Below are 19,989 nucleotides of genomic sequence, written 5' to 3'. Positions count from 1 at the left end.
GAGAAGCGAGCCGCGGCGGCGTCTGCGAGGCAGGATCGCGCGGCGTCGCTAGGGGTTTGCGTGAGAGGCTCAGGCGGCGTGCCGGCGATGCGGGCGAGGCGGGCGGCTCGAACGGGAGGATGAGCGTCGACGCGCAGCGCCCCGCCGCCTGACGGCCCGCGCGACGAAGCGGACGGGCGGCGGCGGGTGCAGCGCTGGGACGGTGGCGCAGGTGGCGGGCGTCGCGCCCTATCACTGGCCAGATCACTGGCGGATCGGGACGCCGCGCGCGCACCAGCCGGCGGCGGCCGCAGCAGGAGCCGCGGCCGGCCGGTTCAGATGGAGCTTTGCGGTGGGCCGCGCTGGAGCGGCAGGCCCGGAGGCGGCGCCCGCGGGCCGAACGCTTCGGCGCGGGGTGTCCAACGGGCCGCGACCGAGGCCGCGGCGGGTGCGACCGCGATCGGCCGCGTGGCATCGTGCGGGGTGAGGAAGGCTGCCTGGCCGGCGCAGGCGATGGCGCACTGGCAGTCGCTGCAGCAGTCATGGGCGGGCGAGGGCGCCTCGCCGGTCCGGCTGCCGGCATCATGGCAGATGACGAAGGCGCCGGTGGCCGTTGCGGCATCGCTCGCCGCGCAGGCAAACAGTGCCCCGACGCCCTGGAAGAGGACGGCCTGGACGAGGATCAGCATCGCCGCAAGGGCGCTCGATCGATCGGCCAGAAGACGTCGGAAGGCGAACATGAGGGCCGGAACCGTGAGCGGCGGGGCGGGATCGACGATCCCACCGACTCGCGCGGCCGAACCATTCCGACGATTACGGCAAGGCCGGCGTCAGCTCAAGACGTCGGCGCCGCAGAGACCTTCAGCTCTCCGCCTCAGCGGCAATCGAGGGCGACCCGCGTCGACAGGAGTTCGGCGTAGTTGATGCCGTCGGCCGGGATGCTCTGCGACTTGCCGAGGCCCGCGACCTGGTTCATCCAGGCCGTCGCGCCTTCGCTGGGGTGGGTGGAATCCAACGTCGCCCGGCAGGCGGCGGGGAGGCCGGTCAACTTGACCTGCTCCTTGCTCGCCACGTCGAAGGAGACGTAGTAGCTGGGATCGTAGATCGACAGCGTCAGTTCGGCGGCGGCGAGCGGCACCGGCTTTTCGGGCCGCATCTGCGTCAGGATCGCGAGATGGCCCTGCTCGAAGCGGGCGCTGAAGTGATCCGGTGGCGATAGCGCCAGCGCTGTCCCGGCATTTGTCACGCCGGCACTCTTCAGGAAGGTGAAGAAGTCATACTCCTTTGCCGAGCCGAGCACGGTTCCGGCCACCGCGTTCAATTCACCCTCGTCGAGCGTGCCGTCGCCATTGGCGTCGAAGTCGAACAGCAGCGAGGAGGAGAACACCTCGTCGAACACCCAGGCCGTGCGGATCGCTGTGAGGTGGTCACTATCGTTGCCGACGAACTGCACCGAGGCGGTGACGAAGACGTGGGGGTGGGCCGATGCCGGGACGGCGAAAAAGCCCGTGCAAGCCGCCGCGATCAGAGCGCGGAGGCTCGGCCGTGATCGGCGTCTTCGCAGCATGCCCATCTCTCCGCAGTGCAACCTCCTGCGCCTTGCAGCAGGGCGCCATGGCAAGAACAAGGCCGCGGCAGGAGGAGGCCCGCGCAGCCGTCGCTCCGGCTTGTCGCCACATTGTCGAGGCGATCGCCCCGCGGCGCAGCGGACGGGACGGAACCGAATGACGGGAACACGACATCTCCGCCTCCTCGCCGCCTTCCTCGCCGTCGCCTGCTCGCCGGACCGGCATTCGCTCACCGGCATGTCTTCGTCGACGCCCGTGGAGGTCGAGGGCGACGGCGGGGGCCAGCTGACGGGCTGGAGACTGGCTGTCCTTCCCGCCATGGGTGACGAGGAACGGGACGCAGATGCGGTCGAGTATCCCGTCGAGATGGACGTCTTCGACGATAGAGATGACTCGGTTCGTCTGAACAGCCTCGGCGGCTTGATAAGTGGATCGTCTGCCGGGTTCACGCCGCTGCGAGAAGCGGCTGGTTGAAGTAGATCTGGTCGGGCGTTTTTCCTCCCAGCCGTGAATCCGAACGTCGCCCGTTGTAAAAGTCGAGGTATCTGCCGATCGACGCTCGTTCATGGCTGATGGTCTCGTAGACCCGCAGATAAACCTCCTCGTATTTGACCGATTTCCAGAGCCGCTCGACGAAGACATTGTCGCGCCAGGCGCCCTTGCCGTCCATGCTGAACTTGATGTCCCTCGCCAGCAGCACAGTCGCAAAGTGGATGCTGTGAACTGCGACCCCTGATCCGTATTGAAAATCTCCGGTTTGCCGAAGCGGGCCAGCGCCTCCTTCAAGGCCTCGATGCAAAAGCCGGCCTGCATCGTGACCGACAGCCGCCAGCTCAGCACTCGCCGATCGCCGCATGCAGCGTCTTCACATCAACCGGCTCGGCCGCGGCCGGAGACGGCGACCCGAAAACCCCGGCGGCGTCTTCCAGAAGCTGCGAGCGCCATTGCGTGATCTGGTTCGGGTGGACGTCAAATTGCTGCGCCAACTCGGCCAGGGTCTTGTCCCCGCCAACTGCCGCCAGCGCGACTTTCGCCTTGAAGGCCGGGCTGTGGTTCCGGCGCGGTCTCTTGGTCATCGTCTCTTCGGTTCACGGCCATCGTCGCCGTCTTCAGGCAGACATTCCACTCAGCCCGCTATCCAGATTCGCCGAGCCAACTCTTTCGGGACTACTCCATGGGCTCACAGAAATAATTCATCACCCGAACGGGTTCCCGTTCGACCGGCTGGTAGCGATATTCCAGCGTGTCGAGAAGCCGGAACACATCGGCTTCATTTTCCTTCCAGAGCTCCAATACAAGCTTCGGCCGGTCGCGCTTCATGATCCGCCGGAGCCCCATTAGGGTATGGGTCTCGAATCCCTCTACATCAACCTTAATCAAATCGAACCGCTTGTGGCCGAGATACTGGTCGACGTTCACGGTCTGGATCATCTGACGGTTGAATATCTTCTTCCCGCCTTTGTCGTGGATGGAGTTCCCGGCGCCGAGCACATCGCCGCCGCGGTAGAGATTGATCATTTCCGGCCCAGATTCATTCGCTGCGGCGCGATTGTGGATGGTCACCTGCCGCTCAACCTGGTTCGCCCTTAGGTTGATTCGGGCGCGCTCGGCGGTCTGCGGGATGGGCTCCATCGCGTGGATTTCGCAATCCGGGTTCACCATCGCTGCAATGATCGACATCAACCCGGTGTAGGCGCCGATGTCCAGAACGCTCTGTGCCGACTTTGCCCACTCAGCCCACTTAGCGATGATTTCCGACTCGTAGCTGTCTCGTCCGCCCCAAAAGAACTGCCATGCGACCACGTCGTCATTCGCGCTGAACATACTGAAGGTCAGGTCACCTGATCGGCATTCGACGAAGCCGTGGAACGGAAACTCGTGCTTTAGGGTCTGGTAAGCGTTGGGGTGAGCTTCCCCGGCATGCACGGCACGGCGAAACTCGTCGCGGCGCTGAATCGATTTCGCGTTCTGAGCTTCGAGCTGAGTGAACCTGTTTTCCACGTCGCATCCCCTGATGGATTTGCGCCGCAGCATATTCAGGGCTGCACAAAAAGCTATAGCGGTCGTACAGAAAAGCATCATCGCGCCGGTCGTGTCCCGCCGGGTGGCGTAGGAGGCCGCGCGCGGCCGACGGTAGCGCTGGCGGTCATCGCCGAACTTCGAGAAGGTTCGGGTTGCAACACCTGGAACCGGAATGGAGACGACGATGGCCGATGAAGGAATGGCGTTGATCGAGCTGATTGAGAAGCGGGCCGACAACGTCCTTCGGAGCCGCGTGTCTCCTTCGGACGGACTGTTCACGACATGCAGGCCTTCGCAGCCGATCGCATCATGGAGATGGAGGTGCAAGCGCGCACCGGCGCCGCGAAGGGTGCGCGTTCGCCGCTGCGGGAGGTGCAGCGGAACGGCTATCGGGAGCGCGACTGGGATACCCGCGCCGGAAGGATCGTGCTGGAGATCGCGAAGCTGCGCAAGGGCAGCTACCGCCAGCCTCTCCGGGAAACCGGGACCACCTCAGAGAGCTTTATCACACGACTGCGATGCCTTGATCGGCCGAGGCCTGCGCGGCCTTCCGCGCCCCTTCGATCTCATCGCTGCCGGTGCCGGCGAGACGCTTGGCCAACGGCATCTTCTCATGCCCCCTGCTCTTCAGCGGCGCAGATACTTCGCCAGCGCAGCGATGCCCAGAACGAGGAGAACCAGCCAGAGGATGCCCCAGAGTCCCATGCCGAAGGGCATCCAGGTGCCCATGCCGGAACCGTCATGCATCATGATCCGGCCTTTCCTGTTTCGACGGGCCGGCCTGCGTCGCGCCAGGCCTTGAGGCCGCCCTCGATCGGCTTGGCGACATAGCCCATATCGTTGAGCGTCGCCGCGGCAAGGCTTGCCCGCGCACCGGAGGCACAGAGGACGTGAACCGCCCGGCCGCTCGCATGGGCTTCATGGAGAGCCTTCTCGCCGGCGTCGTTGGTCACGTCGGCCTTGGCCTCCAGAAAACCGCGGGAAACATGGACGGCGCCCGGCACCCGGCCGTCAGCATCGAGTTCGTGCGGCTCTCGGACGTCGAGCACCAGCCCATCGACCTTGTCTGGCTGGACGGAACCGTTGGTCCTCGCGCGGGCCTCGGCGACGAAATCCTTCATGGTCTTGGGCATCGGAGCCTCCTTCAAAGCCTGTTCACAGGGATCTTCATGTCGACAAGGCCGCCAGCCTCCGACGGCGGCCGGTGGCCCGCCCTGAGATTGACCTGCAGCGCGTGCAGCATCCGGTCGGGCAGGGAGAGGGTCTTGTCACGCTCGGTGCGCGTCGTGACGAACTCTCCCTTCGAGATGCCATCGGCAACACGCTTGCTGTTGCGCCTGTGGTCGGACACGGTCTCTTCCCACAAGATGTCTTGGCGTTCGTCGGTTCCATGATCGTGGCCGGCGTACCGTCGCTTCTCCATGGGAAGAGCAAGGATCGTCTGGACCGAGTTCCAGAGCGGCGCGGCGTCGCCGTCGGGCAAATCGGCCATGCTCGATCCCCATGTATCCTCGAGACAGGCGGCGGCCATGAGATGATCTGCGTGCGGGTGCGTGTCGAGCCCACGCACGATCTCGAGCCCTCGATCCCGGGAAAAGCGGAGGATCTCGTCGGTTGTTCGTTCGGTGTCCACTGGCGCAAGAACAGCGAAAAGTGCAGTCGCCTGAAGATCGATGATACCGTTGTAAAATCAAAGATTTGTCTTTGATCGCCGATGGGCATTGCGCGGCGGCTTCTATCGGTAAGCGCTGGCGGCGTCATTGAAACCGATCCTGTGCGCTTTATTCCTCAGGGCTTGTGCCACCGGGAAGCTGTGAGGGAGCGGTTCGTGGATCTGGTCTCGAAAATTCTCGTTGTTTCGGCGATGTCGGCAGTTGCCACCCTTGCCTTGTGGCGGCTCGGCGCGCGCGGTGGCGCTGCCACGGCGCCGCAGCAGCTGCCCTATCTCGGCGGCGGCACCCCCGACACCCATGCCTGGCAGCGCTACCATGTGCGCTACTACTCGATGACGCTGCTCTTCATCGCCTTCGAGATGGAGATGATGTTCATGTATCCCTGGGCCGTCGTCTTCGTCGAAGAAGGCGGCAAGGCGATGATGGAAATGGGGATGTTTCTGGCGATCCTCTCCATCGGCATCGTCTATGCCTGGCGGGAGGGCGTGTTCCGGTGGCAGTAGGCGCGCTTCGGCTGTGGGCCGGCGAGGCGCCGGCGCCTGTCTTCGCGGCGATCGGCGAGGGAATGCGCGACCGGGTCGATCTCCTGTTCACGGACACGCGTCTGGAGCGCGTGGCGACACCGCGCCATGCCGCGATCTTCCTGGTCGCCGGTCCCATGCGCCACGAAGACCGGGAGGATCTGCGCCGTCTGCACGACCAGCTGCCGCATCCGCGCGCGACGCTTCTTTGGAATGCCGGGGTGGGCGAAGCGTTGGGAAGCGCGGACATTCTCGGGGTCGACACGCCGGCGGCGGATCGCCTTGTCCGGCTTTGGGCCCGGCTTGCGAGCGGCGACCGGCGAAGCGAGCCGGACCTCCTGAAGGACGTGCCGCCCAATCCCTGGCAGGCCATCGGGCCGCATGGACAGGGCGGCAAGGGCATGATGGGCGGCACGCCCTATGGCCGGCCGATGGCGATGACCGCCGACGATTGGCGCGATGGCCTGGCGCTCGACGCATACACGGCGCGCTTCGGCCCGTTTCTGCCGATGTTTCCGCCGGGTCTGTTGCTCGAAATGACGCTTCAGGGCGATGTGATCCAGTCGGTCAGGGTTCTGCGACCGCCACTGATGCAGGAACCGGGACAGGATGGCCCCGCGGCGGCTCGCTTGCGGCTGGCACGGCTTCTCGATCTCCTGGGCCTGCCGGCGCTCGGCCAGCGCACCCGGCTCGCGGCGGGTGATCCGCCGGCGCCCGCGTTTCAAGGCCTCAAACGTGCCATCCGCTGGTCGGGAGCGGCCCTCGCGATCCCGCCGGGTCTCGGCGCCATCGAGGGACAGGACGTGCGGGCGCGCTTATCCGATCTTCTGGCCCTCGTGGATGGCGCGACCGCCGCGCCACGGCCCGACCTTCCTGCTTCGGCGCATCTTTCGTCCTTGCTTCCCGGCCTCGAATGGTCCGAAGCGATGCTGCTTCTCAACAGTTTCGACGACGAGAGGCTGGCGGCGTTGGCAGTCGTCAAGGACGAGGCTGACGAGGACGGCGACGGCCACGAAGACACCGGTCACAGGCACCATGATCGCAGTGATCGTCATGGTCACGGCGGTCATGACCATGACGTGGACCATGGGGGCGGGCCATGAGTGGCATCGTCGCGGTCATCCTTCTCGGGATTCTTATGTCGATCGGGCTCGCCGGCGCAGCGCTCGCCGAGAGAATGATTCCGGCCTTTCTTGCTGGCCAGACCCGCCCTTCCTGGCGTCTGCCGCTCGCGGAGGCCGCCCGTCTCCTGAAGACCCAACGGATCCGCACCGAGGCGCCCGACGCGCTCCTCTTGTGGCTCGCACCCGCTCTTTATCTCGCGCTGGCGATCGTCGGCCTTGCGGTCGTGCCCTTCGGGCCCGGCCTGGTCGTCATCCCGAGCGAGGTCGGCATCGTCGTCTGGGGCAGCTGCGAGGCGCTGACCATCGTCGCCGTCTTCATGTTCGGCTGGTCTGCCAATGCACCACTGCCGCTGATCGGCGCCTACCGCTACGTGGCGGTCGCGCTGCCGGCGATGCTTCTCTCCATGTTCGTCTTGATCGGCGCGGCGCTGCCGGCGCAGTCCCTCGGCTTCACCGAGATCGTCGAGGCACAGCGCACGGTCTGGAACGTCCTGCGCCAGCCGGCGGGGCTGATCCTCTTCCTGATGCTCGGCCTCGCGATCAGCCTGCGTGGCCCCTTCGACTATGCCGATCCGGCCGATCTCGCAGGGGGCACGACGGCGGACGTCTCGGGCCCGGCGCTGCTTGCCTGGCGCATCGCGCGGCTCGCCATGCTCGTCTCGGTCTCGGCGGTGACGGCGACGGCCTTTCTCGGCGGCTATCTCGGGCCGCTCCTGCCGGGCTTCGTCTGGCTCCTTCTGAAGACCGCCGTCGTCCTCCTGATCCTCGTCGCGGCCGGCAATCTCCTCGCCCGCATGCCGCCCGCACGGATGATGGGGCTGATCTGGACGGCGCTGCTGCCGCTGTCCTTCCTGATGCTTCTTTCGGTCGGTCTGGAGTTGCTGTTATGGGGCTGACCGATCTCGTCTTTTTCGCCCTTTCGGCCGTCGCGATCATCGCCGGATGGCGGGTCTTCGCCACCGATTCCATGGTCCGGGCCTCCTTCCTCCTGCTTCTGTCCTTCATCGCGGTCGGCCTGATCATCGTCATGCTGGCAGCCCCCTATATCGGGGTCGCGACCATCTTCATGATGGCGGTCGAAATGATGGTCATGGCCCTCTTCATGGTCATGTTCATGATGAACCCGGCCGGTCTCAACCCGATGATGATGGTGCATCAGCACCGCTTCTCGATCACCGCCGGCGCGCTCGCCTTCGTCGGACTCACCGCCGCGATCCTCTTCACGAGCTTTCCCAACAGGCCCGTCGATCCCGCAGCGCCGGTCGTGCGCGATCTCGGCATCGAACTTCTCGGGCCCTCCATGCTGATCTTCGAAACCGCCGGGGTGACGCTGCTCGCCACCATGATCGGCTCGGTCATTCTCTCCTCGCGCTCGGGCCGCTTCGGACCGGCCGATCAGGGCTCCATGCCGCCCGGCCTTGCGCCGGATGGACCACCCGCCGGACGCCAGCCCGAAGCGGGCGGCGGGCACCACCACCACCACCACTAGGGAGGCCGACCCGTGACGCTTGCCACCGTTCTCATCGTCGCCGCGGCCCTGATCGCGATCGGGCTCTATGGCGCGCTGTCGCAGCAGAGCTTCGTCATGCTGATGATGGGGCTGGAACTGATGCTGAACGGCGGGCTTCTCGCCGTCATCGGCCTGTGGGCGAATACCATGGCCGGCGCGCCGGAAGGCCAGCTTCTGGCGGTGATCATCATGGCGGTCATGGCCGTCGACATGGCAATCGGCTTTGCCCTCGTCACCGCGGTCTGGCGAAAGCGGCAGGCCGACGTCACCGAAAGCCTCGACACGATGAAGCACTGAGCGATGGCGTTCGTCCTGCCCCTTCTGCCCGTGCTCTTCGCCATCGCGGCCGCCGTCGCGCCGCGTGACGGGAGTGCGCGCCAGCGCATCTGGCTGATGGGCCTGGGGCTCGTCGCCATGGCGCTGACGGCGTCCGTGGCGTCGCTCGGCGCTGCGGGAGGCTGGACCGGCCACATCGTCTGGCACGAGCCGCTTGGCCTGACGGCAGCACTGCCGCCGCTGGCCGGTGCGATGGCGATCCTCGTGCCGCTGATCGCGCTTCCCGTCCTCGCCTATGCCGCCTTTCACGAAGCGGCGAGGGGGCTGCGCCGGCTCGTCGCCCTCCTCCTGGTCTTCGTCGGCGGCATGGAGCTTCTGATCGTCGCGGCGGACTTCCTGACGCTTCTGATCGGCTGGGAGTTGGTGGGTCTCTGCTCGTATCTCCTGATCGGACATGAATGGCGCGAGCGCGACACTGTCGCCTCCGGCCTCTACGCCTTCCTCGCAACGCGCCTCGGCGATCTCGGACTGTTCGCCGCGGCCATGGCGGTCTTCGCGGCGACCGGCTCCCTTTCCTATGACGGCCTTGCGGGCATGTCCGGCGTGCCGGCGGGGGTCGCCGGCTTCGGCCTGCTTTTCGCGGCAGCCTCGAAATCCGGGCAACTGCCCTTCTCTCCGTGGCTGTTCCGGGCAATGGCGGGTCCGACCTCGGTCTCGGCGCTGCTCCACGCCGCCACCATGGTCGCCGCCGGGGCCTTCATCCTCCTCCGTCTCCAGCCGTTCCTCGCCTCCGTGCCGGGGCTGCCGGGGGCGATGGTCGCCGTGGGTACCGCGACCGCCCTGTCCGGCGGCCTCGTCGCGCTCCTTCAGATCGACGCCAAGCGCCTCTTGGCGGCGTCCACCTCCGCCCATTACGGGCTGATGTTCGTGGCGGTGGGCGCAGGCTATCCCGGCGTCGCCTTGCTGCATCTCGTCGCCCATGCCGCTTTCAAGGCGCTGCTTTTCCTTGCCGCGGGTCTGGCACAGGAGCGGACCGGCAGCTACGACCTTTCGGCGATGCGGCTCGGCCGCGTCATGCCGCCTGCGGCCATCCTGAACTTGACGGGCGCGCTGTCGCTGGCTGGCCTGCCACCCGCCGGCGGCGGGTGGACGAAGGAGGCGATCGTCACCGCCGCCGAGCACTGGAGCCTCTGGGCGGCCGGCGCCGTGATCCTCGCCGGCGCCCTGAGCGCTGCCTATGCCGCACGGTTTCAGCTGTCCGCCTTCGGGCCGCCAGCGGAAGATGGGGGGGACGAAGGCGAGGCGCCGCCGCTCTTGCCGCAAACGCGTGCCCGGCGTGTCGAGATCGGCGCGATGGCGCTGCTTGCAGGCCTCGTTCTCCTCACCTCGCTTCTCTGGTTGCCGCCGCTGCGCTCCCTGGCCGAGGAGGTTCTGCAGGCCGCGCTTCCGCAGGCGAGCCTCGCCACGCTGGTCCTGTCCCTGATCGGCGTCGGCGTCGGCCTTCTGATCGGCACGCTGATCGCGCGACAGCACCGGACCCTCGGCGCCGACGGATCCGCTGCCGAGGCAGCCCGGTGGCTCGGCCTGCCGAATGTGATCGACGCCGCGATCACCGAACCCGTTCTTTGGCTCGCAGGAAAGGCCGCCAGGCTCGACGACATGCTCATCGACGGCACCGTGCGGCTCGTGGCGCTGGGCGGGCGGCAGGCCTCATGGGTCTTGCGCCAACGCGGCGAGGCCAGCGCGGATGGCCTCGTTGCTTGGACGAGCGGCTTCGTCCGCATCCTGTCGGGCGCGACGAGCCGGTTCGGCGAATGGCTGGCGGACGGCCTCGTCGAAGGCCTTGCCCAGACCGTCGGCCAGAGCGGCCGCGATGCGAGGCGCCTCCAGACCGGCCTGTCCCACCACTACTACACCATTGCCACGCTCGGTGCCGGCGCGGCCATTCTCCTTCTGTTGAGCCTGTCCTGATCCATGCTGACGCTTTCGATCCTCATTCCGCTTCTCGCCGCGCTCGGCCTGTTCGTCTGGCCCGATGCGGGAAATCGCGAGGCCCGCCTCGTCGCGCTCGGCGCCTCGGCCCTGTCGTTCTTGTGTCTCGTCATCGTCTGGATCGGCTTCGACTCAGGACCCGGGGCCGCCGACTTCCAGTCGGTCGCCGAGATCGGCTGGATCGACGCCCTCGGCGTCGCCTGGCGGGTCGGCGTCGACGGCATGTCGCTCGCGGTCTCGCTGATGAGCGGGCTTCTCTTCATCTGCGCGATTGCCTGGCCCGCCGACACCAAGGGCCGCGCACGGCAGTACTATGGTTGGTTCCTGTTTCTCCAGGGCGTTTCGCTCGGCCTGTTCCTGACGCTCGACCTCCTGGTCTTCTACGTCTTCTTCGACCTCACCCTGGTCGGCATGTATTTCCTGATCGGTCGCTGGGGACATGGCGAGGCCGAGTACGCCGCGCTGAAATTCTTCGTCTACACGCTCGCCGGGTCGCTCGCGATCCTGCTGGCCATCCTTGGCCTCGTCCTGGCCAACGGCACGCTGACCTTCGACATGCGCGCGCTGATCGCCGCCCAGCCGCTGGGCGGGACGGATCTGCGCTCGAGCCTGATCCTGCTGGGCTTTCTGGTGGGCTTCGCAATCAAGACGCCGCTGGTCCCGTTCCACACCTGGCTGCCGCTCGCCCATGTGGAGGCGCCGGGGCCGGCTTCGGCGGTGCTGGCGGGCGTGCTTCTGAAGATGGGCACCTATGGCATGGTGCGCATTCCCTTCCAGATGATGCGGGAGACCTTCGCGGCCTATGCGTTCCCGCTCGCGCTCGTCGCTCTGGTGGCGATCCTCTGGGGCTCGCTCGTCGCCCTCGGCCAGACGAACCTGAAGCGCCGCATCGCCTACACATCGGTCAATCACATGGGCTACACGGTGCTCGGCATCGCCGCCGCCGGTGCGATGGTCGGCCCTGACGCGGTGCGCAGGCTGGCGCTGTCGGGCGCGGTGACGGAGATGGTCGCCCACGGGCTGATCACCGGTGCGCTGTTCCTGATCGCCGGCAGCTTCTACACCCGCACCGGCACCTATGAGCTGTCGCGCTATGGCGGTCTCGCCCGCGTCACACCGCTGCTGATGGTCGTCTATTTCCTCGCCGCCTTCGCCAGTTTCGGCCTGCCCGGGCTGGCGGGCTTCGTCGCGGAGTTCCAGATCTTCGCCGGCAGTTTCGGCGTCTATCCCGTCGTGGCGGCGATCGCGCTTGTCGGCCTCGTCGTCACCGCCGCGCTCTTCCTGTCGATGGGCCAGCAGATCTTCTTCGGCGAGACCGCTCCGCAGATCGCCGCGATCAAGGATCTGAAGCCCGCCGAGATCTGGCCGCTCGTGGCGCTCCTCGCGCTCGTCGTTCTCATCGGCCTTCTGCCCGGCTGGCTCATCGACATGATCCAGACCGGCTCGGCCTTCGCCCCGTTCCAGGCTTCAGGCGGGCCGCAATAGCATGATGCCGCTCGGAGATATCCTGCCGGAGATCGCCGTTCTTCTGACGGCGGTCGCCATCGTGCTCCTGGCGAGCTTTCTGCCGCGACACCTGCAATGGACCTGCGCGCCTGTCGCGCTCGCGGGCCTTGCGATTGCCGCCGTGTTTCTGCTCATGCAGGCGAATGGCGAGGCGCGGGCGACCTTTTCCGCGACCTTCGCGCTGGACATGGCGAGCATCGAAGGCCGGCTCCTCATCCTCTTTTCGACCGCCGTGACGGTGCTGCTGGCGCCGCGCTGGTTCGCCACCGACCGGCGGCATGGCGAATACTACGGCATGCTCCTCTTTTCCGCGCTGGGCGCCATGGCGCTGGCCGGGGCGCTGGACCTGCTTCTCGTCCTGATCGGCGTGCTTCTCTCCTCGGCCACCGGCTACGTCCTGGCCGCCTATCACCGCGACTGGGCGCTGTCGGTCGAGGCGGGGATGAAGTATTTCCTCGTCGGTGCGCTGGCCAATACCGCCCTGGCCCTCGGCGCGATCTTCATGATCGGCATGCTCGGCGCGCCGGGCTTCGGCGAGATCGCGGCATCACTGGCTGAGGGAGAGGCCTCGCCCCTCCTTCTCGTCGGTCTCGGGCTCGTCACCGTCGGCCTGGCCTACAAGCTCGGCGCGGTGCCCGCCCATGCCTGGCTGCCGGACGTCGCCGAAGGCGCGCCCGTCCCTTCCGCCGCATTCCTCACCGTGGTGCCGAAGATCGGCGCTGCCATCGCGCTCGCGCGCCTCGTCGCGCTCTTTCCAGACGCCGGCTATGCCATCCGGCCGCTCGTTGCCGCGCTCGCCGTCGTCACCATGACCCTGGGCAATCTTGCCGCCCTGTGGCAGGACGACATGCGTCGCATGCTCGGCTGGTCGTCGGTCTCCCAGGCAGGCTATCTCCTGATGGCGGTCACGGTCGTCGGCCTCAGCGATCAGGCGATGCCGGCCCTCGTCGTCTTCCTCTTCGGCTACACCGCCGCCAATCTCGCCGCATTCTCCGCCATTGCCCATCTGCGAGGGCGCACCCTGCGCGACGACTATGCCGGCCTCCTGAAGTCCGCTCCCTTCGCCGCGATCGCGCTCATCCTCGCCTTTCTCTCGCTGGTCGGCATCCCCCCGCTCGGGGGCTTTGTCGGCAAGCTCGAACTCTTCCTCGCGTCGATCGATGGCGGCTATGGCTGGCTGGCGGTCGTCGCCATCCTCAACACGGTGGTTTCGCTCGTCTATTATCTGCGCTTCGTGGCACCGATGGTTCTGCGCGAGCCGGCGGGAGAGGTGCATCGGCTCGGATCCTGGTCGGCTGCCGCCCTCTGCATGGCGGTCGCGGCCGTCGTCGCGACCGGCGTCCTCGCACAAGTCATCCTGGCGCCGCTCATGGGAGCGATCCTGCTGCCAAGCTGATGCCAAACGGATGTCATGCAAGGTCGATCCCCCCGGATTGGGCCGGAAGGTTCCCCGTGACGGAACTGCAGCGTGAGAGCGAGTCTCCGGCGCCGGTTCCGCAGAAATGGGCGGACGCTCCTTAGCCGACCGTGGAAACAACCTTCGTCCGGGAGCCGATCATGCAACTCTCGCCCACCTTCGGGCCTTTCCGATCATCAAACAGGAGGCCACCATGATGATCAGCGGACTGAGAGATTTGTACGTTGCCGAGTTGCAGGAGGCGCGCAGCTTCGAGGCGCTTCTGACCGAGGCCCTGCCGAAGATGGCGAAGGCGGCATCGGAAGAGCAACTGCGGCAGGCTTTCGAGCAGCATCTCGAGGCGACGCGGGAACAGCTGGAAAGCGTCGAGGCGCTGCTGAAAGAGGCCGGCGCGGATCTGAAGGCACACCAGGACCAGTCGATGAAGGTGCTGATCGAGCAGGCGCAGACGATGGCCGACATGGTCGCTGCGGGGCCGCTTCGGGATGCGGCGCTGATCGCCTCGGCCCAGCGCATCGAGCACTATGAGATCGCGGTCTACGGCACGCTCGCCACCTATGCGAAGATCCTGGGGCTCGACAACGACCATCAGATTCTGAGCGGTATTCTCGGAGAGGAAAAGGACGCGGACGATCTTCTGACGGACATCGCGGTCGGAATGGTCAATCCCGCCGGCGCCGAGAAGGAGGCCGAGAGCTGACATCGGCATGTCGGGCTGGCTTGCGCTCAACGCCCAGCCGGGTGGACAATGCTCCGGGGAACATGTTTCCGGGGAACATGCTCGTGACTGCCCGCGCCGGCCTTGCCCCATGACAGCCTGCCGGCTTTCTCGTAAAGGCGCCCTGAGAAATCGACGTGGGCGCCGACATCCGCTCTCGTGCGTCGTCATTGCGAGGCCGAACGGACTTGGTCGCCGAAGCCGAAGGCTTCTTCCAGACGGTGCCGGTGTCGAGGACTATCGGAAGCAAGGAGATCATCCGTGAGTTTGACAGCGTGATCGAACACCGTGCGAACGGCTCGGCCGCTCAAGGAGCGGCTGTCACCGCTGTCGACCATCCGTGGGAACTCTTCCACAGCAACGAGGAAAACTGGAACGCTACGCTCGAACTCTGCGATGCCGCACGCCGCAGCATCTCGATCGAGCAATACATCTTCGCGCAAACCGGGATCGGATCACGGTTGCTGCGCCTGCTCGCGGCGAAGTCGCGCGAGGGGGTGCGGGTGCGGGTCCTCGTGGATGCGTTCGGTAGCTGTGGCTTGGCGGACAGCCCCGACGGAGCGAGACTGAGGCGGGCAGGCGGCGAGATCGTTTCCTACAACAGCCTTTCAGCGCTTCGTCGGCGTCCGATCAGCGGATTGCACCGGCTGCACCGCAAGACCGTTCTCTGCGACGAGAAGCACTTGATGGTCGGTGGGTCCTGCTTCCACGATCGCATGGCCGACTGGCGCGATACGATGGTGCGTGTCGAGGGGCCGGTGGTCGCCGCCGCCGCGTCCGCCTTCGAGAGAACCTGGGCTTTTGCCGGCGGGCGGGCGGACCGCAAGGAGCCCTCTGCGCAGGGGCCTCAGAATCCGACAGCGGACTGGCGATATGTCTTGAGCGAGCCGGTCCGTCCGAGTCGGCAGGACATCTATCGCGAGCTCCTGACGCGGATCACCGAGGCTCGGACCTCGGTCTTCCTGACGACGCCTTACCTCTTCCCGGATCGGACCTTCTGGCGCGCCATGTGTCGGCTTTTGCGAAGGGGGGCCGAGCTTCGCCTGCTTCTGCCGGCGCGCAGCGATCATGCATGGGTCGACGTCGTCTCCCACGCTTTCGGCAGGGCTCTCGCGCGCCGGGGAGCCGAGATATGGCTCTACGAACCGACGATGATCCACGCCAAGCTCGCCATCGTCGACGGCGCGTGGGGAATGATCAGCAGCTTCAACCTCGACATTCTCAGCTTCGGCATGAACGTCGAGAACGGCATCGTCAGCGATCGCCCTGCCTTCATCGCTGCGATGAAGGAGCAGATCGATCGCGATCTTTCGCATTCGCGGAGGTTGTGAACCGCGGGACGAAGCGATGGGAGTCGAGGACTGAGGTGGTCCCGGTTTCCCGGACAGTTGGTATAAGCTTCGTTCGCCCGAGATAGGGGGACGAACCCGATGACGGGAAAACGGAAGCGATATTCTACGGAATTCAAGGCGAAGGTTGCGGTGGAGGCAATCCGTGGCGAGATGAGGTTGGCGCCGCTCGCCGCCAAGCACCCGTTCACCAGACGATGACCAACGCCTGGAAGGTTCGTAGGACGGCGATGGAAGGCATGTCCGGGGTTTATCGGGCAAGGCCGAATCAGTCGAAGCGAGCCGGGAGGCGGAGATCGACAGGCTTCATTCGAAGATCGGCCAACTGGTGGTGGAACGCCATGCTTCGCAGAGCCACGGGTCTTTGCTTCGATAGCAAAGGCCTCGGTCGATGAGTGTGGCACGGAAGCGGGAAATGATCGAGCCTGGGCACACGGGTCTGGCGATCTTGCGCCAGTGCCAGCTCGTCGGGATCAGCCGGTCGGCCTGTTACGGCTCGATCAAAGGTGAGAGTGCCCCTAAACCTCAGCCTGATGCGGCTGATCGACGAGCAGTTCCTGGAAACGCCGTGGTACGCATCCGAGCAGATGGTCCGTCATCTGCGCCGCCGAGGATACACGGTCGGCCGCAAGCGGGTGCGGCGGTTGATGGCCAGGATGGGTCTGGCGGCGATCTACCAGGGGACTGTCAGGAATTTCGTGTGCGGGCGGGAATATTGGGATCGAAGGAGACCCCAAGGTCGTACGCAACCCCTTTGAAATCAATGGTGGGCGCGACAGGGATCGAACCTGTGACCCCTTCGGTGTGAACGAAGTGCTCTCCCGCTGAGCTACGCGCCCTGGTGGCGATTCGTCCCCTGACGATGGAGGGACGGAAGACCGCCTGACATCCCGCGCGGCTCCGGCGGAAGGTCCGCCTCACACTGTCCTGGAATCCGCGCTCGGCGCCGACTGGCGACGCAGGAACAGCCTATAGGGTGCACCGGCCTCGTCCGTCAATATCCGATCGCGTGATGGTACGGCGCGATGTGCCGGTGCTGTCTTCCGGTGCCGGCCTCGGACCCACCGGTCGGACCGCAAGCCGGGCCGCCGGATCATGGGGTCGGCCGGGCGGCGAGGAGCCGGTGGAGAAGCGCGGGTGTCAGTTCGGCATAGTCGCCGATCTCCACCGAGGCCTTGTCGCGGGCGGCGCGGTCCGGCGCATAGCCGAAATCGACGAGCACGGACGGAATGCCCGCCGCGAAGGCCGCCTCGATGTCGGCCGCCGAATCGCCGATCATCACCGCGCTTTGCGGGGCGCCGCCGGCCCGCGCGATGGTCTCGGTGACATGGCCGGGATGCGGCTTGCGGAACCGGACCGTATCGGCGCCGCAGATGGCGGCGAAGCGGGCCGACAGGCCGAGCGTGTCGAGGAGCAGCCTGGCCAGCCCCTCGCGCTTGTTGGTGCAGACGGCGAGGCCGAAGCCAGCGGCGGCGAGAGCGTCCATCGCCGCGACGACGTTCGGATAGGGCCGGGAGCGATCGGCGATATGCGCCTCGTAGTGGCCGAGGAAGCGGTCGAGGGCCTCGATCATCTCCGGCTCGGACAGGACGAGGCCGCGGCGCTCATAGGCGGCGGCCAGCATGGCGCGGGCGCCATGGCCGGCATGGGGCCGCACGACCTCCAGCGCATCGGCTTCGTGGCCGGCCTCGCCGAGGCAGTGATTGAGGGCGGCTGCGAGATCGGGCGCCGTGTCGATCAGCGTGCCGTCGAGGTCGAAGATCGCGAGGGGGGAATGGGGCGACGTCATGGTGTCGGTCCTTGGCGGTGAGTGAGCCCGAGCGGAGGCCGGCAATGTGTAACCGCCGCGGCGAGCCTACTCCATAATTTCGGCTTGCAGCGTGACGCAAGCGAGAGTACAAAAGAAGAACATCCAGAGACATACCGATTGCTAGGTCAGAACGATCCGTTCGAACGGACGGTCGCGTCCGTGCAGAATGTCTCTGGATGCGCGTGACGAGTTCCCGTGCCGTTCCAATGCTTTGACGCACGGCGCGGGGGCTGGGCGTGGTTCGCCCGCCACGGAGGAACAGGCATCGGTCAGCCGATGTCTCAAGCTCGAAGGTGCATGACCTCCACCTTTCCGGGGAGGGCGTAAAACACTCATCCGATCCTCTTTCGACCAGCCGGTTCGCGCAGCGGCGCGCAGCAAATCTCTTCGTCACACGATCAAAGCAGCTCCGGCGAACCGAGCCACGCTCGACTGCGCTCTTTTCACCCTTCCCTTCATCCGCCTCCGGGCGGATTTTTTGTGAGATGAACATGACCGATTTCGAGGAACCCACGATCGAACCCGTCATCGACGACCGCACGCCGAATTTCGGCTGGCCGATGGTTCACAAGGCCAACAATGCTCGCGAGACCGACACCCATCGGATGCGCTCGGCGATTCATGCGGTGGATGCGGAACTCGCGGAACTGGCCGGGGCGGAAAATGCCATTACTGGCGAAATGCTGATGAAGGTCACTGACTATTCCGTTCAAGCGACGGATCGGGGAAAGACGGTTTCGATCAATGCCGCCGGCCCGGCAACCGTGTCGCTGCCACTTCTCTCCGAAGTTTCGCCGGGCTTCCAGGTCAGGGTGATGGCGCTGGGGGCCGGTTCCGTCACGATCACTCCGCAGGGCGGCGCCACCATCCAGGGCAGCGCGGGGATCGTTCTGATCAAGGACCAAAGCGCCGTGATCTGGTGTGACGGCACGAAGTGGTACGACGGGGCCCTCTCCACTCCCAGAACTCTCACGGCGATTCCCCTCATCGACAAGCACTTTCTGTTCGCGGAGGACTATGGCGTCCACGGTGACGATTACGTCAGTGCGAGCAATCTCGGGTCGGACAAGTCGTCCGCCATCATCTCTGCGGTCGAGGCCGGCATCAACTCCGGGCGGCAGGTCATCCTGCCGGAGGGCAAGTTCCGAATGGACAGTGCCGTCGACTGGCAGCAGAGTGACCACTTACGCCTTCGCATGGCCGGTGCCGGCGACGAGGCCACGCAATTCGTGGTCAATGGCGATGTCAACCACCGAGGCGCCTTGCGCTTCGAGATGACGAACGCGACCAAGTGGTGCAATTTCCGGATGCAGGACTTCGGCGTTCGTGCCGCATCCCAGAGCACGACGGGTTTCGCCAATTGCGGAACGGCTGTCCAACTCGTTCGAAGCCCCGCTCCAGGGCTCCGGGGGCATCGCGAAGCGACGTTCGAGCGAATTTCGATCGAAAGCCTCGACAATACGCAGGGATATTTCGAGCGGCAGTTCGACCTCGAGGGACTGTGGAGCTCGATTATCAAGGATAGTCGTGCGAACCAGTTGATCACGGCGCAGCAATCGGACACTGCGAATGCATACCGGAACAACTGGATCGCCTACACGCCGGAAAGTGCTCTGCACGTTCGCGGCTGCTATGGCTTCGTTGCGATGGACACCCTGTTCCGGTGCGGTGGCGGAACTTCCGTGGACGGCGCCAGTGTGGCCGCCGGCGCGCCGATCATTTTCGACACCTCCGGTAAGTCGGAGGGCGGATTGTTCATTCGTTGCGTGTCGAATTTCGGCAAGATCGGCGTCTTGGTTCGGGGTGAGGGCAACGAGCCAGGCTTCTCGTACAAGCACGGCCACATCAACTCGCGCGACATTCTGGTTTTCGTAGGCTGGGGGCGAACGGGCACGATCAGTGACAACTTGCTCTATCTGGACGACGGCTCCACACAAAAAGTCAATGATGTGCCTCGGGGCCCGAATCCCGATTCCATCGGACAACCAGTGCTCATCGAGTACGGGCCGAACAGCGACGGCGGCTGGATCGTGTCGGGCAACACGCTGCACTACGTTGCGCATACGAACGACGACCAGATGATCTACGTATGGTCCCGTGCCAATGAGTCACGCAACTATATGTTCTATGGCAACAAGCACAATTTCCCCGAGTTCGGCTTCAAGTACGGATTCTATTCCGGGGTCAAGCACAAGATCACCGCAGGCACCAACGAATGGTGCGACGCCGTCACGGCGGCGTGGGCGAATGGTGGTGCCGGGTACCAGTATGAGGACACTCAGGGCAACCGGGTCCTGATCACGGGTCTCGGCGACCCAAACACATACTCCGCCATGCCCCGCGTCGTGAAAGCCAACTCCCGCTACCTCGACGCCCTCGCAACCGGGCACGGCGAATATCGCTACAATGGAACGGCATGGGTCGCAGTCACGGCCTGATGCCAGACCACATGTCGCGCTGAAGGCCATTGGCGCATCGGCCCGAAGGCTGAGAACCAGCTCTCCGATGCAAAACCAAAGGCCCT

General features: G+C 65.7%; 18 protein-coding genes, 1 tRNA gene and 3 pseudogenes. 13 read left to right on the top strand and 9 right to left on the bottom strand.

The window, feature by feature from the left end:
- Nucleotides 1–314: 314 nt before the first annotated feature.
- The 4 genes and pseudogenes from ATO4_RS08310 to ATO4_RS28275 all read right to left on the bottom strand — a co-directional run bounded on the left by ATO4_RS08310 (nucleotide 315) and on the right by ATO4_RS28275 (nucleotide 3,371).
- Entirely contained in the window at nucleotides 315–719 is a 405-nt protein-coding gene (locus ATO4_RS08310) for a hypothetical protein (RefSeq protein ID WP_083590968.1), read from the bottom strand.
- A gap of 134 nt (nucleotides 720–853) precedes the next feature.
- Entirely contained in the window at nucleotides 854–1,546 is a 693-nt protein-coding gene (locus tag ATO4_RS08305; protein WP_176222905.1) for a DUF1007 family protein, read from the bottom strand.
- Between the two features lie 446 nt (nucleotides 1,547–1,992).
- A pseudogene (locus tag ATO4_RS26970) lies at nucleotides 1,993–2,623 on the bottom strand (DDE-type integrase/transposase/recombinase).
- 91 nt (nucleotides 2,624–2,714) lie between these two features.
- On the bottom strand, nucleotides 2,715–3,371 hold the full coding sequence (locus ATO4_RS28275) for an FkbM family methyltransferase (RefSeq protein WP_280940487.1): 657 nt from the start codon (nucleotides 3,369–3,371) through the stop codon (nucleotides 2,715–2,717).
- 382 nt (nucleotides 3,372–3,753) lie between these two features.
- Here ATO4_RS28275 and ATO4_RS08285 point away from each other — a divergent pair.
- Nucleotides 3,754–4,031, top strand: a pseudogene (locus ATO4_RS08285) (transposase); the annotation flags it as partial.
- A gap of 165 nt (nucleotides 4,032–4,196) precedes the next feature.
- Here ATO4_RS08285 and ATO4_RS28660 read toward each other — a convergent pair.
- From ATO4_RS28660 to ATO4_RS08275, 3 genes are read right to left on the bottom strand one after another with little or no spacing between them, the layout of a single operon-like run.
- Nucleotides 4,197–4,319: a hypothetical protein gene (locus tag ATO4_RS28660; protein WP_280940485.1), complete on the bottom strand. Its 123-nt coding sequence runs from the start codon at nucleotides 4,317–4,319 to the stop codon at nucleotides 4,197–4,199.
- The gene (locus ATO4_RS08280; RefSeq protein WP_245308639.1) at nucleotides 4,316–4,702 is read right to left on the bottom strand and encodes a rhodanese-like domain-containing protein; all 387 of its coding nucleotides are present in this window, start codon (nucleotides 4,700–4,702) and stop codon (nucleotides 4,316–4,318) included. Before ATO4_RS08280 ends, ATO4_RS28660 begins: the two co-directional genes overlap by 4 nt.
- Before the next feature lie 11 nt (nucleotides 4,703–4,713).
- Nucleotides 4,714–5,061, bottom strand: a complete 348-nt coding sequence (locus ATO4_RS08275) for a hypothetical protein (protein ID WP_083590962.1) — start codon at nucleotides 5,059–5,061, stop codon at nucleotides 4,714–4,716.
- A gap of 336 nt (nucleotides 5,062–5,397) precedes the next feature.
- Here ATO4_RS08275 and ATO4_RS08270 point away from each other — a divergent pair, with 336 nt between their 5' ends.
- The 11 genes and pseudogenes from ATO4_RS08270 to ATO4_RS28265 all read left to right on the top strand — a co-directional run.
- Complete coding sequence (locus tag ATO4_RS08270) at nucleotides 5,398–5,745, top strand: NADH-quinone oxidoreductase subunit A (protein ID WP_245308637.1); 348 nt, start codon at nucleotides 5,398–5,400, stop codon at nucleotides 5,743–5,745.
- Between the two features lie 62 nt (nucleotides 5,746–5,807).
- On the top strand, nucleotides 5,808–6,866 hold the full coding sequence (locus tag ATO4_RS28655) for a hypothetical protein (protein WP_139802321.1): 1,059 nt from the start codon (nucleotides 5,808–5,810) through the stop codon (nucleotides 6,864–6,866).
- Nucleotides 6,863–7,783: an NADH-quinone oxidoreductase subunit H gene (locus tag ATO4_RS08260; protein WP_083590960.1), complete on the top strand. Its 921-nt coding sequence runs from the start codon at nucleotides 6,863–6,865 to the stop codon at nucleotides 7,781–7,783. Before ATO4_RS28655 ends, ATO4_RS08260 begins: the two co-directional genes overlap by 4 nt.
- On the top strand, nucleotides 7,774–8,376 hold the full coding sequence (locus ATO4_RS08255) for an NADH-quinone oxidoreductase subunit J (protein WP_083590959.1): 603 nt from the start codon (nucleotides 7,774–7,776) through the stop codon (nucleotides 8,374–8,376). Before ATO4_RS08260 ends, ATO4_RS08255 begins: the two co-directional genes overlap by 10 nt.
- A gap of 12 nt (nucleotides 8,377–8,388) precedes the next feature.
- Entirely contained in the window at nucleotides 8,389–8,694 is a 306-nt protein-coding gene (gene nuoK, locus ATO4_RS08250; protein WP_083590958.1) for an NADH-quinone oxidoreductase subunit NuoK, read from the top strand.
- Between the two features lie 3 nt (nucleotides 8,695–8,697).
- The gene (locus ATO4_RS08245) at nucleotides 8,698–10,644 is read left to right on the top strand and encodes a proton-conducting transporter membrane subunit (protein ID WP_083590957.1); all 1,947 of its coding nucleotides are present in this window, start codon (nucleotides 8,698–8,700) and stop codon (nucleotides 10,642–10,644) included.
- A 3-nt stretch (nucleotides 10,645–10,647) separates the two neighbouring features.
- On the top strand, nucleotides 10,648–12,150 hold the full coding sequence (locus tag ATO4_RS08240) for an NADH-quinone oxidoreductase subunit M (protein ID WP_083590956.1): 1,503 nt from the start codon (nucleotides 10,648–10,650) through the stop codon (nucleotides 12,148–12,150).
- A gap of 4 nt (nucleotides 12,151–12,154) precedes the next feature.
- On the top strand, nucleotides 12,155–13,567 hold the full coding sequence (locus tag ATO4_RS08235) for an NADH-quinone oxidoreductase subunit N (protein ID WP_176222911.1): 1,413 nt from the start codon (nucleotides 12,155–12,157) through the stop codon (nucleotides 13,565–13,567).
- A gap of 106 nt (nucleotides 13,568–13,673) precedes the next feature.
- Nucleotides 13,674–14,288, top strand: coding sequence for a DUF892 family protein (locus tag ATO4_RS08230; RefSeq protein ID WP_210191040.1), 615 nt, complete (start codon nucleotides 13,674–13,676; stop codon nucleotides 14,286–14,288).
- A gap of 206 nt (nucleotides 14,289–14,494) precedes the next feature.
- On the top strand, nucleotides 14,495–15,637 hold the full coding sequence (locus ATO4_RS08225; protein ID WP_139802320.1) for a phosphatidylserine/phosphatidylglycerophosphate/cardiolipin synthase family protein: 1,143 nt from the start codon (nucleotides 14,495–14,497) through the stop codon (nucleotides 15,635–15,637).
- Nucleotides 15,638–15,736: 99 nt separating this feature from the next.
- A pseudogene (locus ATO4_RS28265) lies at nucleotides 15,737–16,335 on the top strand (IS3 family transposase); the annotation flags it as partial.
- An 84-nt stretch (nucleotides 16,336–16,419) separates the two neighbouring features.
- Here the strand turns inward: ATO4_RS28265 and ATO4_RS08215 are convergent.
- Nucleotides 16,420–16,494, bottom strand: a tRNA-Val gene (locus tag ATO4_RS08215).
- A 254-nt stretch (nucleotides 16,495–16,748) separates the two neighbouring features.
- Nucleotides 16,749–17,444, bottom strand: a complete 696-nt coding sequence (locus ATO4_RS08210; protein WP_083590950.1) for an HAD-IA family hydrolase — start codon at nucleotides 17,442–17,444, stop codon at nucleotides 16,749–16,751.
- Nucleotides 17,445–17,950: 506 nt separating this feature from the next.
- On the opposite strand from ATO4_RS08210, the gene ATO4_RS08205 reads away from it, so the two are divergent.
- Nucleotides 17,951–19,903, top strand: a complete 1,953-nt coding sequence (locus ATO4_RS08205) for a hypothetical protein (RefSeq protein WP_083590949.1) — start codon at nucleotides 17,951–17,953, stop codon at nucleotides 19,901–19,903.
- Nucleotides 19,904–19,989: the final 86 nt, after the last annotated feature.

The sequence above is a fragment of the Aurantimonas sp. 22II-16-19i genome (assembly GCF_002088275.1).
GTDB lineage: Bacteria > Pseudomonadota > Alphaproteobacteria > Rhizobiales > Rhizobiaceae > Jiella.
This window is presented reverse-complemented; position numbering and strand designations above follow the sequence as displayed.